Source organism: Kaistia sp. MMO-174 (assembly GCF_037147815.1).
GTDB lineage: Bacteria > Pseudomonadota > Alphaproteobacteria > Rhizobiales > Kaistiaceae > Kaistia > Kaistia nematophila.
Window position 1 is genome coordinate 538612 of record NZ_JBBCUO010000005.1, and the last position, 20129, is coordinate 558740.

Consider the following 20129-nt stretch of genomic DNA (forward strand, 5'->3'; position numbering starts at 1 on the left):
CGGATCATGGCTGATCTCTCCAAAATCCGGGCTCGCCTCGCGGCGTTGAGAGCAAAAACCGAGGCCAATGGTTGCACCGAAGCCGAAGCCCTCGCCGCCGCTGAGAAGGCCGCCGAGCTGATGTCGACCTATGAGCTCACCGAGGCTGATCTGGATACGCCAGACCTGGTTGTCCTGACCGTGCAAATGGGCCCACGGCGGACACCGATAGACACGATCTGGCGACGAGTGGCGACCTTCGCGAACTGCAGCGGCTTCTTTCAGCGGGCGGGTAATCGCTGGGAATATGCCTATGTCGGTAGCAGCTCAGACGTCCTCATTGCCGAGTACGTGCACGAGGTGATCCGCCGTGCGGCGGATCACGCGATCACCGATTTCCGGTCGACCGAGGAATACCGGAAGCGTCGGAAGCCAAAGACCCGCGCTGCCGCCTTGAAGGCTTTCCAGGAGGGCTTTGCTCTCTCGATCAAGTCCAAGATCTGGCAGGGCCTTTGGCGGCGCTTTCCGGGCACCACGCCCGAAGAGGCGAGCCGCCTCATCCAGGGCAACATCCGCATCGCCGATGGCGCGTTAGCACGCTTGGGCATCACGCTCGATCCGCTCCGCCCAGTTCAAAAGGCAACGGGTCGATCCCGCATGGCAGCTCTCGGGCAGGGTTGGCAAGCGGGTCAACCGTTCGCCATCGAAGCAAGCGTTGCCGACCGCAGCCAGCCAGCAGGAATCCTGTCATGACCCACGACAATCTCCTGAAACGCTACGAGATCGACGATCTTCGGCCCGCCCGCACCGCGGATGTTCCCCGGCTGGGCGACCAGGTCGAATTCTGCCTCCGCGACGGCTCAAGCAGCGCCCAGGGGCGCGTCAGCAAGGAGCTCGGCCAAGGCTGGTTGAAGGTCCGCGTCGACGGCGTCGGATCCTTCGCCGTCGCCCCCGGCCGGCTCACCTTGGTGGCGAGGGCCGCATGACGCAGCGCGCCGCGATCCCCCTTCTGGACGCCAGCTTGGCTGATATCGCCGTCGATCTCTTCCTGATCGCACAGCGCGAGGCAGGCACCGTCAGCCAGCTGGAGGTTTTCGCGGCGCGCTATCCGAGCGCCACGGCGGAGCGGACCCTGGCCGAAGCCCGGGCAACCGCCGAGCGCGCCGGCCAGACTTACCACTTCGTAAAGGCCCTCATTCCGCACGAGGCGACGCTCCGCGCTCTGGTCCTCGCTCAATCTCTCGTCGATCTCCCCATGGTGAAATCAGCATGACCTCTCTCGCCGCCATCCACGTCGCCAAGAAAGAGCTGGATCTCGATGATGACGACTATCGCGACGTTCTGGAGCGCGTGACCGGAAAGCGGTCCGCGAAGGATCTGTCGCCCCACGAACGTTCCCTCGTCATGAACGAGTTTACTCGGCTTGGCTTCGTGGTCACCTATCCCAACCCGTACCGTCCGAAGACGCGCGACAGGGCCGAGCGCGCAGCGCAGCGGGCACCAGCCGTGAAAGGTGCCATGCGTCTCGACGGTCCCTATGCCCGCAAGCTCCGCGCGCTCTGGATCTCCGGGTGGCATCTCGGCGTGGTGCACGACCGCACCGACCGGGGCTTGGTTGCCTTCGTCGAGCGTCAGACCGGTCTTTCTCACACGCGATTCCTGCGCGAGGCGGCCGACGCGATGAAGGCGATCGAGGGCTTGAAGAGATGGATCGCGCGCGAATCTGGCGTTCTCTGGCCGGGCAGTACGCCCAACCCGAATGCCACCAAGCGCGCGGTTATCACCGCCCAGCTCAATCGGCTCGGGCTGCCGCTGACCAATCTCGATGGTGTCTACGACCTCGACCGCTACCAGGCTGAGCTCGGAGAGCAGATCCGCATGCAGGGGGAACGGAAGTGAAGAGGTTTGCTCTTACGGCGCTGGTTGCGCTGATGCTGACAACCTCGGCGGCAGCCGCCGACAGGCTCTCTGTAACCGATGGCGACACCGTTCGCCTCGGTTCCGAGCGGATCCGCATCATCGGTCTGGACGCTCCCGAGCTGCAGGCCAAGTGTCCGGCAGAGCGCCGTTTGGCAGAGCTGGCGCGCGACCGGCTGGCCGAGCTCGTCGACACCGACGACATCGAGATCATCCGCTCGGGCCGACCCGACAAGTATCGCCGGACCTTGGCGATCGTCCGCGCTGATGGCCGGGATGTCGCCCGCGTGCTGATCAGCGAAGGGCTGGCCCGCGTCTATCATGGCGAGCGGCGTAATGGCTGGTGCGGCTATCCGGTCCCGAGGAGGAAGCCGTGAGCTCGCGTCGTCGCAAGTCCTGGCGGCTCAGCGCCTCCGCGACCCAGATCGCAGGGCTCGCCGCGAAAGTCTTCGAAGGGCACGCCGGGTTGATCGAGCGCGGCGCCACCCTCATGCCGACGTCGGGCGCCTGGTATCGCAAAGACGGCTCGGTCACGGGGCGGTTCGTCTATCGCTATCCATCGAAGGGCAGCGAAGAGGGCCTGACCGTCGTCGCCACCGTCCGCAACATCCGGGTCCAGCAGGCATGAGCGGATCCGCCGCCTATCTGCCGTTCGAGGAGCTGCTCACCGTGCTCGGCGAAGCCGACGCGGTACGCCTCGTCTCGGCATTGGGCGGCGACCGTCTCTATGTGCCGGTGCTGTTCAAGCCGAACAGCGCCGTGGTGCGCGCGATCGGCCAGGACGCCGCCGACATCCTCTCCAAGCATATCGCCACCGGCCAGGGCGGCATGTGGGTCGAGCTGCCGCGCGGCGGCACCGGCGCCACCGCCGAGTTCCAGCGCCGGCTCGCCGCGCTCTGCGCCCGCGACGACCTCTCCGAGCGCGATATCGCCCGCATGGCCGGCGTCACGACCCGCGCCGTCCGCTATCGCCGCGCCAAGCTGCGGGGCGCGGCGAACGCCAATCAGCTCTCCTTGTTCTGAAGGCGGTTTCAGGGCTATCGTGAGCCCGCTTCGAAGCCGCTTCGAACCCGGCCCCGGAAACAGTTCCGGGGCATTTTCCCGATAGCCACAGGCCAGTTTGGACACCTCCGCAACGAGGTGTCGTCATGTCGTCCCGCTTCTCCGCCTGCCTGGCCGTCACCCTCAAGCACGAGGGAGGTTATTCGACCAATCGCGCCGATCCCGGCAACTGGACCGGCGGCAAGGTCGGCAAGGGCGAGCTGAGGGGAACGAAGGCAGGCATCGCCGCCTCTTCGCATCCGAACCTCGACATCCAGAAGCTGACCGACGCGCAGATCGCCCAGATCTACGAGGCCGAGTATTGGCGCGTCGTGCGCGGCGATGACCTGCCAGCCGGCGTCGATCTTTCGACCTTCGACTATGGCGTCAACTCCGGTAATTCGCGCTCGATCAAGGCGCTGCAGAGGGCCGCCGGCGCCATCCAGGATGGCAAGGTCGGCCGGGCGACGCTCGCGGCCGTGCGCGCGAAATCGGCGACCAAGCTGATCCAGGCGCTCAATGACGGCCGTCTCGGCTTCCTGCAGGGCCTGACCAACTGGAAAACCTTCGGCAAAGGCTGGGGCGCGCGGGTCGGCGACATCCGCGCCCGTTCGCTACTGATGGCCGGTGCCGTCATCTCCGATCTGCAGGCCATTGCCGCCAACGACAACAAGAAGGCCAAGGCCGACGAGAAGGGTGCAACGGCGGTCATCGCCGCTGGCACCGGCTCGGGCACGGGCGCTGTCACGGGCTCGGTCCCGTCCGATCAGTTTCTCAATTTCAACTGGACCACCGTCGCCGCCCTGGCTGCTGCCGCCGGCGTCCTGATCATCTGCGGGCTGGTGCTGAAGCGCCGTGCGGCGGCACGCCACGCGATGGCGACCGCCACGCTCGCCGTCGTCGCCGAGGTCGCCTGACATGGACTGGCTGATCACCATCGGCATCATCGCCATCCTTATCGGCTTGCTGATTTTCGCCATCACGTTTCGGCGCTTCTGCCGCTCGCCGGACCTCGACCGCTGCTTTGCCATCGCCATGGCCGGCGGCATCGCCGGCGGCGCCTTCGTCGGGCTTGGGCTGCTCTTCATCGTGGTCCGCGCGCTTTTCTACTTCTGGATCGGGGGCTGACATGGACTGGAAGACAATCGCCGGGCCGCTGGCGCAGGCGGGCGCCACGACGCTCGGCACCATCATCGGCGGACCGCTCGGTGCGGCTGTCGGCGGCGTCGTCGGCAAGGCGGCAGCAGACGCCCTCGGCGTCGAGGCAACGCCCGGTGCCGTCATCCAGGCGATCGAGCGGGATCCGGAGGAGGCTTCGGCCCGCCTCGACGACCTGCAGCGCGATCGTGCGGACGAATTCGCCGCGCTCGAAGCCGAAGGCATTAAGCTGATGCAGCAGCTGGCCGCAAGCGAGGCCGGCGGCAGCGCCTTCTCCTGGGCGTGGCGACCGGCGCTCTCCTGGCTGGTGACGGGGGTCGCTTTCCAGTCCTTGATCCTGGCGCCGTGGCTCCGCGCTCTCTTCGCGATCGACGTCGGCATTCCCTACGAGCAGGTGCTCGGCTTTTCGGGCATCTGGCTGACGATCTACGGCGGTGGCCACACCTTCAAGGCCATCTTCGGCAAGAAGGTCAGCGGCTGACATGGACTGGATCGACTACGTCTATCGAACGATCCCCATCGTGCTTTCCGTAGCCGCTCTCGCCTGGACCATCGGTTCCGCGCGCTCGAAGGCGAAGAAGGAGGACATGGCGCTGATGCAGCGCGCCCAGCACGAGGCGCTCTCCGGCCTCGCCGGTCGCATCGAAAAGCTGGAGCGCGATATGCAGGTCGATCGCGAAGACGGCCAGACCTCGCGCGGCGAGGTGCGCGAGCGCCTGACCGAGATCGAGGCCCGCATCGGTAACATGCCGGACATGGAATCCGTCCACGGGCTGGCGCTGACCGTCTCCGAGATCCGGGGCGACGTTCGCGCCCAGGGCGAGACGCTGAAAGCCGTCTCGGCATCCAGCCAGCGAGTTGAAGACTTTCTCATGAGGCATGGTCGATGACCGATTTCGACGCCTACCTGGTCGAAGACGCCCGCCTGGTCATTCTGCGCGAGCTCGTGCGCCAGCTCGACGGCCGCCTGAACGAAACGCTGATCACGCGCGTTCTCGAAACCTTCGGCCATCGCCGTTCCCGCGATTGGACGCGGACCCAACTGCGCAAGCTCTCCGAGCTCGGCGCTGTCCGAATCTCGGAAGCCGGCACCATCATGATCGCCGAGATCACCCGCGCCGGCGTCGACCATGTCGAACGTCGTTCGCAGATCGAGGGCATCGCGCGCCCGTCGCCGGAGGTGTGACATGGCGGATCGTCCGGATCGTCTGGGACGCGGCAGGCTGTCGTCGATCGACCTGCTGCCGGAAGAAGCGTCCGACGATATCGTCTGGGCTTGCGAGCAGCTGGGATTCCGCACCCGCTCGCAGACCGACATCCTGTTCGAGCTCAACGATCGCCTCGAGGCGAAGGGCATCGAGGCGATCTCGCGGTCGGCCTTCAACCGAAAGGCACTCCGCCTCGCGGCAGCACAGCGCCGCATGGGCGAGGCGCGCGCCATGTTCGAAGGCCTGGCGACGCAGTTCACCGCCGCCGACGTCGACGAGAACACGGTCATCCTGGGCGAGTTCATCAAGACGTTGATCATCGAGCTGGTCGATGATCAGTCGGGGAAGAAGAAGCCGAAGGAGGCTATGGAGCTGGCCCGCGCCTTCCATGCCACCGTCGCGGCGCAGAAGATCTCGACCGACCGGCGCCAGAAGCTGGAAGCCGAGCTGAAGCAAGCGGCCGTCGCGACGATCGAAACCGTGGCGAAGCGCCAGGGTCTGACCAAGGAGACGGTCGACACCCTCCGCGCCGAGTTCCTCGGCATCAAGCCGGAGCCGGCTAAGGCGGCGCCATGAGCGTCATCACCTCTGACCAGGCCTTCAAGATCGGCCGCGCCATCTCGAAGGACGAGTGGGCCGAGCTGCGGCGCGCGTCCCTCTACGGCCTTCCGCCCGAGCTGCAGGAGGCCGGCCTCGGCGATATCCTGCTGCCCTATCAGAAGCGGTCGATCTCGGCCCGTCTGCTGAACTCCGTCACCTTCATCGAGAAGTCACGCCGCATCGGCCTGACCTGGGCTTTTGCGGCCGATGCCGTGCTGATGTCGGCGGCCGAGTTTGCCGCCGGTGGCATGGATACCTGGTACATCGGCTACAACCTCGAAATGGCGCGCGAGTTCATCGACGTCTGCGGCATGTGGGCGAAGCTCTTCGCCAAGGCGGCCGTCGAGGTCGGCGAGTATGTCTTCGAGGATCTCGATCCGGCGACGGGCGAGACGCGCCAGATCAAGGCCTTCCGTATTGCCTTCGCCTCGGGTTTCGAGATCGTCGCGCTGCCGTCGTCGCCGCGCTCGCTGCGCGGCAAGGCGGGCTATGTCATCGTCGACGAAGCCGCCTTCCATGACGACCTGGACGAGCTTTTGAAAGCTGCCTTCGCTCTGTTGATCTGGGGCGGAAAGGTGGTCGTGATCTCAACCCATGACGGCGAGACGAACGCCTTCAATCGACGCATCGGCGACATCCGTGCCGGCCGGGCGCGCTATGGCCTCGTCCGGATCGATTTCGACGAGGCGCTCCACGACGGCCTCTATCGCCGGATCTGCCTTCGCAAGCGCGAAGTCTGGTCGCCCGAGGGCGAGGCCGAATGGCGCGCCGGCGTCATCCTCGACTATGGCGACGCGGCCGACGAAGAGCTCTTCGTCATCCCGTCCGAGGGCTCGGGCGCCTGGCTGCTGCCTGCCGTCATCGAGAAGAACATGTCCGCGGAAGTGCCGGTCCTGCGCTGGGAGATGCCGTCCAGCTTCGCCGCCGCCCCGGAAGCCGAGCGCGAGCTCGCGGCGCGCTCCTGGTGCGAGACCATGCTGGGGCAGATCATGGCCCAGCTCGACCCGCACCTCACCTCGTTCTTCGGCATGGACTTCGGCCGCGTGGCGGATCTGTCGGCCCTCTGGCCCGTGCAACTCACCCGCAATCTCTACCGGCGCACGCCGTTCCTGGTCGAGATGCGGAACATTCCCTTCGCCCAGCAGCAGCAGGTGCTGTTCTGGATCGGAGAGCGCCTGCCGCGCCTCGCTGGTGGCGCGCTCGACGCCGGTGGCAACGGCGCCGCGCTCGCGGAAGCCGCAGCCCAGAAATGGGGCATGGACCGGATCGCGCAGATCAAATTCTCGGTCGACTGGTATCGCGAGAACATGCCGAAGCTGAAGGAGACCCTGGAAGCGGTCGGCATGGCATTGCCCAAGGATGCCGACGTGCTCGGCGATTTCCGCCTGATCAAGATGATCGACGGCGTCGCTCGCGTGCCGGCCACGCGCACGACCCAGAAGGGCGAGGCGGCAGCGGACGGCAAGAAGAAGAAGCGTCACGGCGATGCGGCGATCGCCGCCGCATTGGCGCATTTCGCCTCGCTGATGCCGATCGCGACCTATGCCTATGACGCGGTCAGCGAGCTCGGCGGCGAGGACTATTGGCTCGACCAGGTCGACCCCAACTATTCAATCGGCGGGAGACGCGCGCTGTGGTGAGATCCTCGATCCTCGGTCCGGACGGCCAACCGATGGAGCGGACGCTTCTTTCGTCCGAGGTCGCCGGCCCAGCCATCATGGGCGTGCGCCACACGCTTTCCGACACGGTCGCCAGCGGCATGACGCCCGAACGGCTCGCCATGATCCTTCGCGGCGCCGCCATGGGGCATACTCGGGACTATCTGACCCTCGCGGAGGAGATGGAGGAACGCTACCTCCACTACGCCAGCCAGGTGCAGACGCGTCGGCTCGCCATCGAGGGTGTCGAGACCTCTATCGAGGCGTCGAAGGGCGTGGCGTCCAAGATCACCGACGCCGTGCGCGAGCTGGTCGAGACAGCCGAGTTCTCGGACATGCTCGGCGCCAAGACGGACGGCATTGCCAAGGGCTATGCCGTGTCGGAGATGATGTGGGAGTACGAGGCGAAGCTGCTGCGGCCAGTCGAGTACCGCTGGCGCGACCCTCGCTTCTTCCAGTTCGACCGCGCCTCGATGACAGAGCTGCGCCTGGCCGTCGACGGCAACCTTGATGGTGAGCCGCTTCCGCCTGGCAAGTTCGTCAGGCACACGCCGCGCGCCAAGACGGGCATTCCTATCCGGCGCGGCTTCGCCCGCGCGGCGGCTTGGGCCTTCCTGCTGCAGTCGCTGGCGCTGAAGGACTGGGCGGCGTTTGCCGAGGTCTACGGCATGCCGATGCGCGTCGGCAAATATCATCCCTCGGCCTCCGAGGCCGACAAGCGCACCTTGTTGCGGGCAGTGGCATCGATCTCCAACGACGCCGCAGCCATCATGCCGACGGGCATGGATATCGAGTTCCACGAGGTCTCCGGCAGCCAGGGCGAGGCGGTGTTCGGCGGTCTGCTCGGTTACCTCGACCGCTCCGTCTCCAAGCTGGTCGTCGGCCAGACCATGACCTCGGACGATGGCGCCTCTCTTGGCCAGGCCAAGATCCACAACGAGGTGCGCTTGGATATCCTCCGCGCCGATTGCCGGCAGCTCTGCACCACGGTCAACCGGGACATCATCCCCTATTTCGTGGCTATGAATTTCGGTCCGCAGGACGCCTATCCAAGGCTCGCCATGTCGGTGGCGGAGCCGGAGGACATCAAGGCCCTGACCGAGGCGGTCGACATCCTGGTGCCGCTGGGCCTGAAAGTGAGCCAGCGCGAGATGCGCGAACGGATCGGCCTCTCCGAGCCTGCACCGGACGAGGTGCTTCTGCAGCCACGCCTCACGCCGGAAGTGCGGACAGACGCGCCGCCGGTCGGCAAGCGTCCCACGGCAGCGCTGGGCGCCCATGTCGCCGGCTGCCAATGCGGTGGCTGTCTCGGGATTGCCCGGCTTGCCGCCGATCGGCCGCGTGACCACGCCGGTGACGATGTCGAGGCCTATCTCGACGAGGTCATGGAAGGCTGGCAGCCGATGCTTGCTCCCATGATCGACAAGCTGCTCGCGGCGGCGAATGGAGCGACCACATTCGAGGATCTCCTCGAACTGGTCGACGGACTGGATCTCGACAGCCGCCCTCTGGCCGAGAAGCTCGCCATCGCGACGTCCATCGCGCGTGGCCTCGGCGACATCAAGGACTAGTCCATGGCAGACCCCACGCCGCGCAGGGGTTTCGGTCCGGCGCCGGAAGTCGTGGACTACTTCCGCGAGAAGGGCCTTGCGCCGCGTTTCTCCTGGCTCGATGTCTGGGGCGAGGAGCATGCCTCCGCGTTTACCGTCGCCAAGGCGACCGAGCTCGATCTCCTGACGGCCTTTCGGGATTCGATCCGCAAGGCGATCGATACCGGCCAGGGCCTGGAGAGCTGGAAAGCGGAGATCGAGCCCGAGCTGCGGCGCCTTGGCTGGTGGGGCAAGAGGGCTGTTGCGGATCCGACCGGCGCGGATCCCGACCGCCTGGTCGATTTCTCCAACCCGCGCCGCCTCAAGACGATCTTCTGGTCAAACATGAACGCGGCGCGGGCTGCCGGGCAGTGGGACCGGATCCAGCGGACCAAGGAGGCCTTGCCCTTCCTGCTCTATGTGCGGACCACGGCCAGCGATCCGCGACCTGAGCACCTTGGGTGGGCCGGCACAATTCTGCCTGTCGACGATCCGTTCTGGCGTTCCCACTTTCCGCCGAATGGCTGGGGCTGCAAATGCACGGTCCGCCAGATCACCCGGCGCGAGCGCGATCGCCTGCTCTCCTCGGTGTCCGAGGCGAAGTTCTACTCGGCGGATCGACCGATCATCGAGACGCAGCCTTTCGTGAACCGGCGGACCGGTGAAGTCACCCACGTCCCGGTCGGCATCGATCCCGGCTGGCACACGAATTCCGGGCTCGGCCGCGCCAAGGTCGTCGTCGAAAACCTGCGCCAGAAGATCGAGGTGATCGGAGGCGCGGAACGTGACGAGCTCCCGATCGCGCAGAAGACCATTTCGGACCTTTGGGCATCCGACGTTCCGCTGCAGCTGGCCCTGAAGCGAGAGCGCGCGCATCTGCCGGCGGCCATCGCACCGAAGCTCACCGCCGTCCTGGGCGCCCGATCCTCGGTGGTCGCCATTTCGCCGGCGACGATGGCGCAGAAGATCGGCAAGCACGGTGGCATCGACATCGGCGACTTCGCCCACATCCCCGCCATCCTCGAAATGGGCACGGCCATCGACCGCCGCGAAGAGGGGGAAGGCGTGATGTTCTGGCAGCCGGCGGAGCAGGAGGGTTCCTGGCTGGTGCTCGCGGTCAAGGTGAGCCGCGACGGCTACCCGTATGTGTCGACGCTGTTCCGGTCGAGCGGCAACCGAATGCGCGTGCTTCTGGATCGTTTGGGGGCGTGGAACTGGCGGGGAGATTGAGGCGGCCGGTGCTGGGTGGACAACCAGCAGAGCATCCGAGGCTCCCTATCCGCTTGACCGGCCGCATCACCAAAATAGGGCCGAATTCGCCTTCGCGCAATGCTTCGAGCGCTTCGCCACGGAAACGGCCCGCCGGCCGGCAGCAGCCTGTTCGGGCGATCAGCCTACCGGAAAAGCCCGCGATGGGCTTTGAGTGGCTTTGAAGGGGCTTTGAAAGAGGCCTTCGAAGGCGATGGCGCGGCAGGCTCGGCCTCTTCGGATCGATCGGCCTGACGCCTGTCTAGCCCCGGAAGCCGTTCCGGGGCATTCGATCCCTTCGGCATCGCCATTCTGGCCGCATGACGAAACGCAGCGCAACCCCCTCGATCGGTTTCTTTGCAGCCCTCTCAGCCCTCGGCGGCGAGAGCGCTGAGGCGCCTGATTGGGTGCAGCTTTTCCCCGCAGGACCGGCGATCCAGACCCGCGACGGCCGCGCCTATCAGCTCGGCGATCTTGCCGCCCTGATCGCGACCTTCGACGGCGACGCGATCGATCTGCCCGTCGACGTGAACCATGCCACCGAGATCCGCGCGCCGAAGGGCGAGGAGGTCGAGCCGGTCGGCTGGATCAAGAAGCTGGAGATCCGGAGCGGGCTGCTCTTCGCCCAGGTCGACTGGCTGGAGAAGGGCAAGGCGCTGCTGGCCGCCAAGGCCTACCGCTATGTCTCGCCCGCCTTCTGGCACGACAAGGCCGGCACGGTCACGCGCCTGAAGTCGCTCGCGCTGGTCGCATCGCCCGCGCTGCCCTCCATGCCGGCGCTGGCCGCCGCCTCGGACATCCCTGAAACCCCGGAGAAACCCATGAAGACGATCGCCGTCGCGCTCGGCCTGGCCGAGACTGCGGACGAGGCAGCATGCCTTGCCGCCGTCACCACGCTGAAGGGCGCCATGGTCGACAAGGCCGTGCACGACCAGACCGTCGCCACGCTGCAGTCGACCCAGGACCAGCTCGCCACGCTGCAGGCTGACAACCGGACGGCGAAGGTTACGGCGCTCATCGATGGCGCCCTGGCCGCCAAGAAGATCCTGCCGGCGCAGAAGGGGCACTACACCGCCCTTTGCGCCACCGACGCCGGCTTGGCCGAGGTCGAGCGTCTGATCGCTGCGACGCCCGCGCAGCTCGCCGCGTCCGGCCTCGACGACCGCAAGGTCGATACCGACACCGCCACGGATCCGGTCGCGCTCGCCGCCGCCGCCCGTGTCTATCAGAGGGAGCAGTCCTCAGCCGGCCACGACATCTCCTTCGCCGACGCCGTCCTGGCCGTGAAGGAGAAGCAGTCGTGAGCGGCAGTTTCATCAAGTCTTACCGCGCGGCCGTTGCCGTCGCCGGCTACCTCATCGCCAAGTTCGCCGCGCCGACCACCGACACCACGGTCGGCATCGGCACCGCCGGCACGGATCCGCTGCTTGGCATCGCCGACAGCATGGGCGCGCCGCAGGGCGGCATGCTCGACGTGACGCTCGCCGGTCCGGCCGAGGTGCGCCTCGGCGGCACGGTCGCAGCCGGTGACCCGATCACCGCCGGCACGGGCGGCAAGGGCGTCAAGTGTGCGCCCACCGCCGGCACGCGCGCCGCCTATGTCGCGATCGCCCTCGCGCCCGGCGTCGCCGACGACATCATTCCGGTGAGGGTCTCGCCGGGTTTCATCACCACGCCGGCCTGACGCCGCCAACCAGGACAATTCTTCCATGGCTTCGAACCGCCCCTTCGTTGTCGATCCGGTCCTGACCGCGATCGCCATCGGCTACAGCAATCCCGCGCACACCTTGATCGCCGACGAGGTGCTGCCGCGTGTCCCTGTGCTCTCCGAGCAGTTCAAGTGGACCGAATACCCGCTCGCCGAGGGCTTCACCGTCCCCGACACCGAAGTCGGGCGTAAGGGCCGCGTCAACCAGGTCGAGTTCACCGGTGAGCAGCGCGATGGCTCGACCACGGATCACGGGCTCGAAAGCCCGGTGCCGAACTCCGACATCAAGGCCGCCGCCGCCGCCCGCGCGCAGAAGACGTCGGCTTACGATCCCGAGGCTCGTGCCGCCGAAGGCGTCGCCAATCTCGTCCAGCTCGGCCGCGAGATCCGCGTTGCCGGCCTGGTCCACAATCCCGCCAGCTACGCCTCCGATCGGAAGGTCACCCTTTCCGGCACGTCGCAGCTCTCGGACTACACGAATTCCGACCCGATCGGCGTTCTGCTCGCCGCGATCGAAGGCACGCTGATCTTCCGCGCCAACACGCTCGTTTTCGGTCAGCCGGTCTGGGCGAAGATCCGCAGCCACCCGAAGCTCGTCAATGCCGTGAAGGGCAACCTGACGGACCAGGGTGTCATCACCCGCCAGCAGCTCGCCGATCTCCTGGAGGTCAAGAAGGTTCTGGTGGGCGAGAGCTTCGTGAACATGGCGAAGAAGGGCCAGGGCGCGTCGCTTTCCCGCGTCTGGGGCAAGCACATCGCCGCGCTGCACATCGATCCCGCCGCCAACACCGACAATGGCGTGACCTTCGGCATGACGGCACAGTTCGGCAACAAGATCGCCGGGCGCATCGAGGATTCGGGCGTTGGCCTGGAGGGCGGCGTGCAGATCCGCGTCGGCGAGAAGGTGCGCGAGCTCGTCGTCGCCAAGGACGTCGGCTTCTTCATCCAGAACGCGGTGGCCTGACCATGGCACGCCCCCCGCGCAAGAGCTCCGAGGCGCCGGCGGTCGATCCCGCCGCCACCTCGCCCATCATACCCGTGGAGAGCGAAGAGCAGTCTGGTACGGCTCGCGAGGCCCCCAGCACCGTTTCGGAACGTCAGCCGGCGGAGCCCGTGGTAGGGGCAACCGGTGCCGACGTAGGGGTTCAGCCCGCTGCTCATATGACCGAGGGGGCGGAGACGAGCTCCGCCCCCGACCTCTCCGTTCGCGGCCGTTCGGCCTCCGTCATCGTGGACGAGCTGGAAAGCCTCAGTCTTGAGGATCGCGCCGCCTTTTGGGTCGCCAATCTTTCGGCCGAGGAGCGCACGGCTCTGTCGACCGCCTTCTTCAAGGACCGATATGCGATCGGCGAGATGAGCGCGGTTTCGGAACCGGTCCACGTCTTCGAAGCCCATTCGAACATCCTTCACGACGGTGTCCACGTCCCCGCCGGCGGCGAGATCCGACTGGATCGGAAAGCCTTCGACGAGCTGAAGGCCGCCCGCGCCATCGACGGCGAATGGCCCGACGACTGACCGTTTCGCGGGATAGGGCAGCCCGGTAGCCCGCCAGGTTCATACCCTGGAGTGTCGGCGGTTCGAATCCGCCTCCCGCAACCAATACCAGGGGAAGCCGATGTGCCCCGTTTTGGAAGCGCTGGATACGCAACCAGTGCCGTCGGCCAGGCCGGGAGGGTAGCCCGGCAATCAGTTCGGGCGGCGTGGTGCGTCAGTCCCGCCGCAACCAGCTCCGGCAACCTCCTCCCTGCCGGTCGATCGCGACGGCGATCCTGCTCCCGGCGCACGCGCCGGGAGACACCATTGAAAGAGAGGAACGAACTTGACCGCCTTTGCCACGCTCGCCCAGGTCATCGCCCGCTATCCGAGCGAGGCCACCATCCTCGCCGCCGACGAGACCACGCGGCTGCGCGACGACGCGCGGATCGAGGCGGCCCTTGGCGACGCGTCGGCCGAGATCCGCAGCATCCTTTTCGCCCGATACACCGAGGCCGAGCTCGGCCGCGTCACGCCGGCCTCGGCCGAGGTGCTGCAGCTCTATTGCATCGACATGGCGCTCTACCGCGTCGCGCTTTCCTTCGGCCGTTCCAACGAGCGCGTGAAGGAACGCTACGAGGCCGCGATCGCGCGGCTGACGGCGATTGCCATCGGCAAGGGCGCGCTCTCGATCGAGGGCAGCGCCTCCAGCGGTGGCGATGGTCCGGACGGCGCGGCCGGAAGCGGTTCGCCGAATGAAGCGCTCGTGGTCGGTCCCGAGCGTGTCCTGACCCGCGATCGCCTGGTGGGATGGTGAGCATGTCCGGCGTTGGCATCTCCATCGATACGAGCGATTTGGCGGCCATCATTCCCCTGGTCGATGGGCTGGGCGATTTCGACCGGGCACGGCTGCTGTCTGATATCGGGGCCCTCGGCGAAAGTCAGACGCGCCGGCGGATTGAGGAGGAAAAGGCCGGCCCAGACGGCGCGGCCTGGCCGGAGAACGCCGAGGGCACGCCGATCCTGGTCCGCACTGGCCAGCACCTGCTGCAATCGATCGTCTGGATCGCCGGCGGCGACAGTGTCGAATGGGGCGCGACGTGGGAATACGCCCACGTCCACCAGTTTGGCGCGACGATCAAGCCGCAGCAGGCCTCCCATCTCGCGTTCATGGTCGGGGGCCGTCATGTCGTGGCAAAGCAGGTGACAATCCCGGCGCGCGAATTTCTCGGGCTTTCCGGCGACAATGCCGCCGACATAGTCGAGTTGGTGACGAACTTCTTCGGCCGGCAGATTGGCCGCGCTCGGAGGGCGTCATGATCGCCGCGCGCACGCTGCCGGAGCGCCTGGCCGCCGCACGCCTCGCCGCGTTGCCCGATGCGATGGCCGCCACCCTTCGCCCGCTTTTCCCCGATGTCACGGTGCGGACGCATCCCGGCCGGATTGATGTTGCCGACGTCGTCGCCGGCGACATCTTTCAACCGCCGATGATCGCCGTCTCGGTCATCGGCGCCACCGCGCCGGTGCAGGTGCCGGGCCAATACGACATCGGCGCCGAATGCGCGGCCTATGTCGTCACCGAGGAGATGGCGATCGCCGGCCGCTCGACGCGCCGGGAGGAAGTCGCGCTCGCGCTCTGCCATGGCCTGCTCGACATCCTGGCCGATTTCCAGACGCCGCGTTGGGGTCTGGCAGACATCACCAGTCCAGCCGAGATGCGCGCCCAGCCTCTCTTTACGGCGCTCTCCTACCAGAAGGGCTTCTGCTTCTACGCGGTGACCTGGCGCCAGACGCTGTTCGCCGAAGGGCAACCGATGACGCCGCCCATGCTGACCGAGCGCCTGGAGACGGTACAGGACGGCCAGCCCGTCACCCTATGGCCCGGATCCGAGGGAGTGGACGCATGAGACCCTTGGCCCTCAATGCCCTGAAGGCCCGGCTCGACCGGATGGAAATGCGCCAGGTCGACACGGATCAGCGCATGGCGCGCATCATGCTGCCCGGCAAGGTCGGCGAGGTCGACGCAGAGAACTATCGCATTCGCCTGGTCATCGCGCGCGACGCCGAGACTGGCGCGGAGATCCTGTCGCCCTGGGTGAAGTGGCAATCCGGCTCCGCCGGCAAGGTGCGCGACTGGTCGCCGCCCGAGGTAGGCGAGGAAATGCTTCTGCTGTCGCCCTCCGGCGTCATCGGCACCGGCTCGCGCGCCATGTTCGGCACCTTCGACGAGGACCATCCGCCGCCGTCGACCAAGGACGACGAACGCGTCTGGGAGTTCGGCAAAGCGCGCCTGGTGCTGAAGGGCGACGGGCTGACGCTGAAGGTCGGCGATGCCGAGATCTCGCTGTCGGAGAGCTCCATCACGATCGCGGTCGATGGCAAGGGTTTCACCCTCGACGGCGACGAACTCGCCATGTCGACGCGATTCCGCGGCAAGGGCGGTTCCCGGCCGGCGCACTACAAGGGCGGCAAGGACAGCGATGGCGATACCGCCATGGACGGCAACGACGAGGTGCTGGTGTGAGCGAGACAGAACGCTATCGGGCGACGAAACGTGCCCCGGTCGCCGGCAAGTGGCGCGAGGCGGGCGAGGAGTTTCCTCTGACCCTTCGCGAGGCCGAAGCCGAGGACGTCTGGGGCGTGATTGAGAAGGTCGCGCCTCGCCCGGCGTCTCCGTCTGCCAGGAAGGGCAAGGCGAAGAATGGCTGAGCGTCGCCTCCGCACCGGCATCGACCGCCATACGGGCCGCCTGCTGCGCGGTCTCGATCATGCGGCGCAGTCCGTGCGCGTCATCCTGTCGACGCGTCGGATCACGCGCGTCATGCGGCTGGGGTTCGGATCCGATCTCCGGGATCTGCGCGGTGAGAACCTGACGGCCGACAACGTGCTTAAGGCCTATGCCGAGATCGTCGATGCCGTGCACAGCCAGGAGCCGAATATCCGCATCGTTGAGGTGATGCCCTGGCGCCTGGATGGCCGCTCCGGCGCGATCGGCTTTCTGCTGTCGGTGCTGCACTACCCGTTCGGCCATCTGGGCGACTACTCCGTGTCGGAGGCGGCGGAGATCAATCTGGATGCACGTCTTCTCGGGGGCGCTTCGTCTTGACCGCGATCGACCTCGCCACTTTCCCGCCGCCCGAGGCGATCGAGACGCTCGATTTCGAGGCGATCCTCGTCGAGATCATGGCGGACGCCCAGAGCCGTTTCGACGCGGCCGGCATCGCCTATGACGTCGGCGGTCTGGAGACCGACCCGGTGAAGATCGTCGCCGAGGCCGCCGCCTATCGCGAGATGCTGCTTCGCGCCCGGGTCAATGATGCGGTGCGGGCCAATCTTCTGGCTTTCGCGCGCGGCGCCGATCTCGACCATCTCGCCGCCTTCTACGATGCGGTGCGGCTACTGGACGAGAGCGACGATCGCTTTCGCCTGCGCACCCTGCTCACGGTCCAGGGCCGTTCGACTGGTGGCACCGAGCCGCGCTATCGCGCCGTCGCGCTCGGCGCCTCGCTCCGGGTCGCGGACGCGGCCGTCTATCGCGTCGGCACCACGCCGCAGATCGAGATCGCCGTGGTCGCCGCCGACAACAACGGCGTCGCCGATGCCGGGCTGCTCGCCCTCGTTTCCGAGGCGATCGAGAACGCGGCCGTCCGCATGGTCAATGACACGATCCGGGTGATCGCCGCCGTCACCGACACGATCGATGTCGCGGCGCGCATCTGGCTGCTGCCGGATGCGGCCGGGTCGCTGGTCGCGGCCCTGCCGGCTGCGCTGCGGGCGGACTGGGCTGCCGAGGGCGGTCTCGGCTTCGACCTGACGCGCGAATGGCTCTTGTCCCGGCTGATGAAGACGGGCGTGCAGCGGGTCGAGATCCTGGCGCCGGCCGAGACCGTCGTCGTGCTGCCGGGCCGCGCCGTCGCGCTCGGTGCCGTCGACCTGACGATGATGGGGCGGGATCGATGACGGCGGCGGAGCATCTGCTGCCGACGTCTTCCACAGCCTTCGAGCGGGCGCTGTCGGAGGCGATCGACGTCACGCCGCGCCTCGATGGCGCGATCACCAGTCTCTCCGGCATCAAGTTCACGCCGCCGCCGTCCTTCCTGCCTTTTCTCGTCTACGAGTACGGCCTGGGCGAGCTGACGCCCTATGTCCCGAACCTCTATGACCTACTTCGAGAGGGCGTTGCGTGGACCCGTGTTCGCGGCACGCCGGCGGCGGTCGATCGCGCGCTCGGCTGGCTCGGCTATACCGCCGGGATCGAAGAGGCGGCCGTCCGTCGATCGCGCTGGAACCTGTTCCAGCTCGCGCTCGACCGCGTCCGCGACGACGAGGATGACCTCGATCCGATCGACGGCGTCGCCAACCTCTCGACGCCGCTTCGCTCGGTCTTCTGGCGCGGCTTCGCCGGCTATGACATCCGTCCGCTGGAATATAGCCGGAACCGCTGGTCCGAGGCGCGCTGGAGTTCCTCGTCGGGAGCCCGGCTGCGCGCGGATGGCGCCAAATGGTCATTCGGGCGGACCTACAGCTTTGACCACGCCATGACGGAGGCGGATCTGACCGCGCTCGGCGTATGGATCGAGCCGACCGGTGACGGCGAGGTGCCGTGGCTGGATATCGAATGGCCGGATCTCGCCTGGGACGCGTTTGGCGGCGATGCCCGCTCCGAGCTGATGCTGCTTGCCGTTCCGGCCGGCACGGCCTGGGCCTGCTTCCGCGATTCTGGCGGCACGGTGATCGGTTATCGCCGGGCGAAGGTGCAGCAGCGCGTCGTCGTCGATCCGACCGGCCCCTACCAGTTCGGCGGCCTGCGGTTCGCGGCGGCGCCGACTGGCGCCGACATGATGCTGGTCGAGGCCTTGACCGACTTCGGCGAAGGCTATGGCAGCACGGCCGCCGCCGTCTCGCTGATCCTCGCCGCCGAGCCTGCGGATCCTGCCCGGCCGGGCGCGCTCTGGCTCGGCCCCGGCGAGCTGGATGCCGGCCTGCCGGAGATCGCCTTGACTCCGCTCGATATCGAATTCGGCCGCACCGTGCGCGAGCGCGTGCGCTTCCTGTTGAGGTTCTGATGACCGATTTCTCCGATCCCTCCGGCCTCCCGGCGGCCTTTGACCGGGCGCAGCACAAGCCGCTCTGGCAGCGCGTCGTCGGGCGCGAGGACCGTTTCGCCGAGGCGGCCGACCTGAATGACATCCAGACGATCGTCGAGCGTCGGCACCGCCGGGTCGGCGACCTGGTTGCCTCGGATGGTGACCGCATCGCCGATGGCGACATCGTCGTCGACGTCGCCGGCGGCTCCGTCCAGCTGGCCGCCGGCCGGGTCTATGCGCGCGGCGATGTCCGTGACGTTGCGGCCGCCGTGCTCACCGACGTGCCGATGACCGGCGACATCGTCATCGGCATCCGCATCGTTTCGACCGTCGTCACCTCCGTCGAGGACCCGGATCTGCTCGGCCTCTATCCGGGCTCCGAGGCCGAGGGCGAAGGCGGCTCCGCCAGGGTCGCCGAGACCGTTGCCTGGGGCCGGTCGGGTGATGGCGAGGACGGCGACCTGATCGCCGTCTACCTGCTGCGCAACGGCACCGTGCTCGACCAGAGCCCGCCGCCGACGCTCTCCGGCGTCGTCAAGGTGATCGCGGTCTACGACTACCAGGCGCATGGCAACTACATCGTCCAGGGCTGCCGGGTGACGGCGCTCGGCAAGGAGGCGGGCGACCAGGTCTTCTCGATCGAGGAAGGCATCGCCAACATCTACGGCTTCAAGACCACGCGCCTCAACGCGCTGCGCTACGCCGAGGCCGAGCTCTATGATCTCACCTCGGCCCAGAGCGAGCCGCATACCTTCGACGATGCCGGCAGCGGCACGGCGGTGATCGCTCTGAACCATGCGCCGCTCTCGGCCCTTGCGGTCGCGATGATCACCAAGGAGGTGACGGAAACCAAGACGCGCGGCACGCCGGCGAACACGTCCGACCTGCTCGACAAGGACAATCCGCGCGCCATCCTCGAGGTGAAGTCGGGCGCGACCACCTATGTAGCCGGCACCGACTACAACCTCTCCGGCGGTTCGATCTCCTGGGCGCCGGGCGGCGCCGAGCCGAGCTCGGGCCAGAGCTATACCGTCAAGTACCGCTATCTGGTGGCGGTGACGCCGACCGCTGTTTCCGACGATAGCGTCACGCTCGCGGGCGGCGTCACCGGCACCGACGTCTTCCTGACCTATGACTGGAAGCTGCCGCGCATCGACCTGCTCTGCCTCGATCAGGATGGCCTGCCCGTCTATGTGAAGGGGCTCTCGGCGCGCTCGCGCCCGGTCGAGCCGGTGGCGGCGGCGGATCTTCTGCCGCTCTGCACCGTCACCAACACCTGGACCGGCAAGCCCGGCATCGTGAACAGCGGCGTTCGCGCCGTGCCCTATGCCGAGCAGTGGCGTTATTACAACCGGCTGATCGACCTGATCGACGTGGTGTCGATGGAAAAGCTGAAGCGGTCGATCGACGGCAAGGATCCGGTCGCCAAGCGCGGCATCTTCGTCGATCCCTTTGTCGACGAT

29 protein-coding genes and 1 tRNA gene are annotated in these 20129 nt (G+C 67.2%); all 30 read left to right on the forward strand.

The window, feature by feature from the left end; translation table 11 throughout:
- Positions 1 to 6 precede the first annotated feature (6 nt).
- Positions 7 to 732 (forward strand): DUF7168 domain-containing protein, encoded by a 726-nt coding sequence (locus WFK98_RS20515; RefSeq protein ID WP_336801535.1) that lies wholly within the window; start codon positions 7 to 9, stop codon positions 730 to 732.
- Positions 729 to 965, forward strand: a complete 237-nt coding sequence (locus WFK98_RS20520) for a hypothetical protein (protein WP_336801536.1) — start codon at positions 729 to 731, stop codon at positions 963 to 965. The genes WFK98_RS20515 and WFK98_RS20520 overlap by 4 nt, the downstream gene beginning before the upstream one ends.
- Positions 962 to 1252: a hypothetical protein gene (locus WFK98_RS20525; protein ID WP_336801537.1), complete on the forward strand. Its 291-nt coding sequence runs from the start codon at positions 962 to 964 to the stop codon at positions 1250 to 1252. The genes WFK98_RS20520 and WFK98_RS20525 overlap by 4 nt, the downstream gene beginning before the upstream one ends.
- Positions 1249 to 1878: a regulatory protein GemA gene (locus tag WFK98_RS20530; RefSeq protein WP_336801538.1), complete on the forward strand. Its 630-nt coding sequence runs from the start codon at positions 1249 to 1251 to the stop codon at positions 1876 to 1878. Before WFK98_RS20525 ends, WFK98_RS20530 begins: the two co-directional genes overlap by 4 nt.
- Positions 1875 to 2273 carry a thermonuclease family protein gene (locus WFK98_RS20535; protein ID WP_336801539.1) on the forward strand — a complete coding sequence of 133 codons (399 nt, stop codon included), beginning with the start codon at positions 1875 to 1877 and terminating at the stop codon, positions 2271 to 2273. The genes WFK98_RS20530 and WFK98_RS20535 overlap by 4 nt, the downstream gene beginning before the upstream one ends.
- Positions 2270 to 2524, forward strand: a complete 255-nt coding sequence (locus WFK98_RS20540; RefSeq protein ID WP_336801540.1) for a hypothetical protein — start codon at positions 2270 to 2272, stop codon at positions 2522 to 2524. The genes WFK98_RS20535 and WFK98_RS20540 overlap by 4 nt, the downstream gene beginning before the upstream one ends.
- Positions 2521 to 2919 carry a hypothetical protein gene (locus tag WFK98_RS20545; protein ID WP_336801541.1) on the forward strand — a complete coding sequence of 133 codons (399 nt, stop codon included), beginning with the start codon at positions 2521 to 2523 and terminating at the stop codon, positions 2917 to 2919. The genes WFK98_RS20540 and WFK98_RS20545 overlap by 4 nt, the downstream gene beginning before the upstream one ends.
- Positions 2920 to 3044: 125 nt before the next feature.
- Positions 3045 to 3854 (forward strand): glycoside hydrolase family 108 protein, encoded by an 810-nt coding sequence (locus tag WFK98_RS20550; protein WP_336801542.1) that lies wholly within the window; start codon positions 3045 to 3047, stop codon positions 3852 to 3854.
- Between the two features lies 1 nt (position 3855).
- Complete coding sequence (locus tag WFK98_RS20555; protein ID WP_336801543.1) at positions 3856 to 4065, forward strand: hypothetical protein; 210 nt, start codon at positions 3856 to 3858, stop codon at positions 4063 to 4065.
- 1 nt (position 4066) lies between these two features.
- The gene (locus tag WFK98_RS20560; RefSeq protein WP_336801544.1) at positions 4067 to 4576 is read left to right on the forward strand and encodes a hypothetical protein; all 510 of its coding nucleotides are present in this window, start codon (positions 4067 to 4069) and stop codon (positions 4574 to 4576) included.
- Between the two features lies 1 nt (position 4577).
- Positions 4578 to 4985, forward strand: a complete 408-nt coding sequence (locus WFK98_RS20565) for a DUF2730 family protein (RefSeq protein WP_336801545.1) — start codon at positions 4578 to 4580, stop codon at positions 4983 to 4985.
- Entirely contained in the window at positions 4982 to 5281 is a 300-nt protein-coding gene (locus tag WFK98_RS20570; RefSeq protein WP_336801546.1) for a VpaChn25_0724 family phage protein, read from the forward strand. The genes WFK98_RS20565 and WFK98_RS20570 overlap by 4 nt, the downstream gene beginning before the upstream one ends.
- A gap of 1 nt (position 5282) precedes the next feature.
- Entirely contained in the window at positions 5283 to 5879 is a 597-nt protein-coding gene (locus tag WFK98_RS20575; RefSeq protein WP_336801547.1) for a DUF3486 family protein, read from the forward strand.
- The gene (locus tag WFK98_RS20580) at positions 5876 to 7543 is read left to right on the forward strand and encodes a hypothetical protein (RefSeq protein ID WP_336801548.1); all 1668 of its coding nucleotides are present in this window, start codon (positions 5876 to 5878) and stop codon (positions 7541 to 7543) included. The genes WFK98_RS20575 and WFK98_RS20580 overlap by 4 nt, the downstream gene beginning before the upstream one ends.
- Positions 7537 to 9132: a DUF935 domain-containing protein gene (locus WFK98_RS20585; protein ID WP_336801549.1), complete on the forward strand. Its 1596-nt coding sequence runs from the start codon at positions 7537 to 7539 to the stop codon at positions 9130 to 9132. The genes WFK98_RS20580 and WFK98_RS20585 overlap by 7 nt, the downstream gene beginning before the upstream one ends.
- A 3-nt stretch (positions 9133 to 9135) precedes the next feature.
- Positions 9136 to 10380 (forward strand): phage head morphogenesis protein, encoded by a 1245-nt coding sequence (locus tag WFK98_RS20590; RefSeq protein WP_336801550.1) that lies wholly within the window; start codon positions 9136 to 9138, stop codon positions 10378 to 10380.
- A 425-nt stretch (positions 10381 to 10805) separates the two neighbouring features.
- Positions 10806 to 11702: a phage protease gene (locus tag WFK98_RS20595; protein ID WP_336801551.1), complete on the forward strand. Its 897-nt coding sequence runs from the start codon at positions 10806 to 10808 to the stop codon at positions 11700 to 11702.
- Positions 11699 to 12082 carry a hypothetical protein gene (locus WFK98_RS20600; protein ID WP_336801552.1) on the forward strand — a complete coding sequence of 128 codons (384 nt, stop codon included), beginning with the start codon at positions 11699 to 11701 and terminating at the stop codon, positions 12080 to 12082. Before WFK98_RS20595 ends, WFK98_RS20600 begins: the two co-directional genes overlap by 4 nt.
- Before the next feature lie 25 nt (positions 12083 to 12107).
- Positions 12108 to 13070 carry a capsid protein gene (locus WFK98_RS20605; RefSeq protein ID WP_336801553.1) on the forward strand — a complete coding sequence of 321 codons (963 nt, stop codon included), beginning with the start codon at positions 12108 to 12110 and terminating at the stop codon, positions 13068 to 13070.
- Positions 13071 to 13267: 197 nt separating this feature from the next.
- Entirely contained in the window at positions 13268 to 13621 is a 354-nt protein-coding gene (locus WFK98_RS20610; RefSeq protein ID WP_336801554.1) for a hypothetical protein, read from the forward strand.
- A gap of 6 nt (positions 13622 to 13627) precedes the next feature.
- A tRNA-Met gene (locus WFK98_RS20615) sits at positions 13628 to 13705 on the forward strand.
- A 220-nt stretch (positions 13706 to 13925) separates the two neighbouring features.
- Positions 13926 to 14396, forward strand: a complete 471-nt coding sequence (locus tag WFK98_RS20620; protein ID WP_336801555.1) for a phage protein Gp36 family protein — start codon at positions 13926 to 13928, stop codon at positions 14394 to 14396.
- Between the two features lie 2 nt (positions 14397 to 14398).
- Positions 14399 to 14899 (forward strand): phage virion morphogenesis protein, encoded by a 501-nt coding sequence (locus tag WFK98_RS20625; protein WP_336801556.1) that lies wholly within the window; start codon positions 14399 to 14401, stop codon positions 14897 to 14899.
- Entirely contained in the window at positions 14896 to 15486 is a 591-nt protein-coding gene (locus tag WFK98_RS20630; RefSeq protein WP_336801557.1) for a hypothetical protein, read from the forward strand. The genes WFK98_RS20625 and WFK98_RS20630 overlap by 4 nt, the downstream gene beginning before the upstream one ends.
- On the forward strand, positions 15483 to 16103 hold the full coding sequence (locus tag WFK98_RS20635; RefSeq protein WP_336801558.1) for a phage baseplate assembly protein V: 621 nt from the start codon (positions 15483 to 15485) through the stop codon (positions 16101 to 16103). The genes WFK98_RS20630 and WFK98_RS20635 overlap by 4 nt, the downstream gene beginning before the upstream one ends.
- On the forward strand, positions 16100 to 16288 hold the full coding sequence (locus tag WFK98_RS20640) for a hypothetical protein (protein WP_336801559.1): 189 nt from the start codon (positions 16100 to 16102) through the stop codon (positions 16286 to 16288). The genes WFK98_RS20635 and WFK98_RS20640 overlap by 4 nt, the downstream gene beginning before the upstream one ends.
- Positions 16281 to 16685 carry a GPW/gp25 family protein gene (locus WFK98_RS20645; protein WP_336801560.1) on the forward strand — a complete coding sequence of 135 codons (405 nt, stop codon included), beginning with the start codon at positions 16281 to 16283 and terminating at the stop codon, positions 16683 to 16685. Before WFK98_RS20640 ends, WFK98_RS20645 begins: the two co-directional genes overlap by 8 nt.
- On the forward strand, positions 16682 to 17539 hold the full coding sequence (locus WFK98_RS20650) for a baseplate assembly protein (protein ID WP_336801561.1): 858 nt from the start codon (positions 16682 to 16684) through the stop codon (positions 17537 to 17539). The genes WFK98_RS20645 and WFK98_RS20650 overlap by 4 nt, the downstream gene beginning before the upstream one ends.
- Entirely contained in the window at positions 17536 to 18645 is a 1110-nt protein-coding gene (locus WFK98_RS20655; protein ID WP_336801562.1) for a phage tail protein, read from the forward strand. Before WFK98_RS20650 ends, WFK98_RS20655 begins: the two co-directional genes overlap by 4 nt.
- Positions 18645 to 20129, forward strand: a 1485-nt coding sequence (locus WFK98_RS20660) for a DUF4815 domain-containing protein (RefSeq protein ID WP_336801563.1), incomplete at its 3' end; no start/stop codon positions are given. The genes WFK98_RS20655 and WFK98_RS20660, both read left to right, overlap by 1 nt.

Excerpts from the sequence above, each read along its gene's own strand:
- WFK98_RS20515 (WP_336801535.1), top strand. The coding sequence starts at position 7 with ATGGCTGATCTCTCCAAAATCCGGGCTCGCCTCGCGGCGTTGAGAGCA.
- WFK98_RS20520 (WP_336801536.1), top strand. The coding sequence starts at position 729 with ATGACCCACGACAATCTCCTGAAACGCTACGAGATCGACGATCTTCGG.
- WFK98_RS20525 (WP_336801537.1), top strand. The coding sequence starts at position 962 with ATGACGCAGCGCGCCGCGATCCCCCTTCTGGACGCCAGCTTGGCTGAT.
- WFK98_RS20530 (WP_336801538.1), top strand. The coding sequence starts at position 1,249 with ATGACCTCTCTCGCCGCCATCCACGTCGCCAAGAAAGAGCTGGATCTC.
- WFK98_RS20545 (WP_336801541.1), top strand. The coding sequence starts at position 2,521 with ATGAGCGGATCCGCCGCCTATCTGCCGTTCGAGGAGCTGCTCACCGTG.
- WFK98_RS20550 (WP_336801542.1), top strand. The coding sequence starts at position 3,045 with ATGTCGTCCCGCTTCTCCGCCTGCCTGGCCGTCACCCTCAAGCACGAG.
- WFK98_RS20555 (WP_336801543.1), top strand. The coding sequence starts at position 3,856 with ATGGACTGGCTGATCACCATCGGCATCATCGCCATCCTTATCGGCTTG.
- WFK98_RS20560 (WP_336801544.1), top strand. The coding sequence starts at position 4,067 with ATGGACTGGAAGACAATCGCCGGGCCGCTGGCGCAGGCGGGCGCCACG.
- WFK98_RS20565 (WP_336801545.1), top strand. The coding sequence starts at position 4,578 with ATGGACTGGATCGACTACGTCTATCGAACGATCCCCATCGTGCTTTCC.
- WFK98_RS20570 (WP_336801546.1), top strand. The coding sequence starts at position 4,982 with ATGACCGATTTCGACGCCTACCTGGTCGAAGACGCCCGCCTGGTCATT.
- WFK98_RS20575 (WP_336801547.1), top strand. The coding sequence starts at position 5,283 with ATGGCGGATCGTCCGGATCGTCTGGGACGCGGCAGGCTGTCGTCGATC.
- WFK98_RS20580 (WP_336801548.1), top strand. The coding sequence starts at position 5,876 with ATGAGCGTCATCACCTCTGACCAGGCCTTCAAGATCGGCCGCGCCATC.
- WFK98_RS20590 (WP_336801550.1), top strand. The coding sequence starts at position 9,136 with ATGGCAGACCCCACGCCGCGCAGGGGTTTCGGTCCGGCGCCGGAAGTC.
- WFK98_RS20605 (WP_336801553.1), top strand. The coding sequence starts at position 12,108 with ATGGCTTCGAACCGCCCCTTCGTTGTCGATCCGGTCCTGACCGCGATC.
- WFK98_RS20610 (WP_336801554.1), top strand. The coding sequence starts at position 13,268 with ATGACCGAGGGGGCGGAGACGAGCTCCGCCCCCGACCTCTCCGTTCGC.
- WFK98_RS20625 (WP_336801556.1), top strand. The coding sequence starts at position 14,399 with ATGTCCGGCGTTGGCATCTCCATCGATACGAGCGATTTGGCGGCCATC.
- WFK98_RS20630 (WP_336801557.1), top strand. The coding sequence starts at position 14,896 with ATGATCGCCGCGCGCACGCTGCCGGAGCGCCTGGCCGCCGCACGCCTC.
- WFK98_RS20635 (WP_336801558.1), top strand. The coding sequence starts at position 15,483 with ATGAGACCCTTGGCCCTCAATGCCCTGAAGGCCCGGCTCGACCGGATG.
- WFK98_RS20645 (WP_336801560.1), top strand. The coding sequence starts at position 16,281 with ATGGCTGAGCGTCGCCTCCGCACCGGCATCGACCGCCATACGGGCCGC.
- WFK98_RS20655 (WP_336801562.1), top strand. The coding sequence starts at position 17,536 with ATGACGGCGGCGGAGCATCTGCTGCCGACGTCTTCCACAGCCTTCGAG.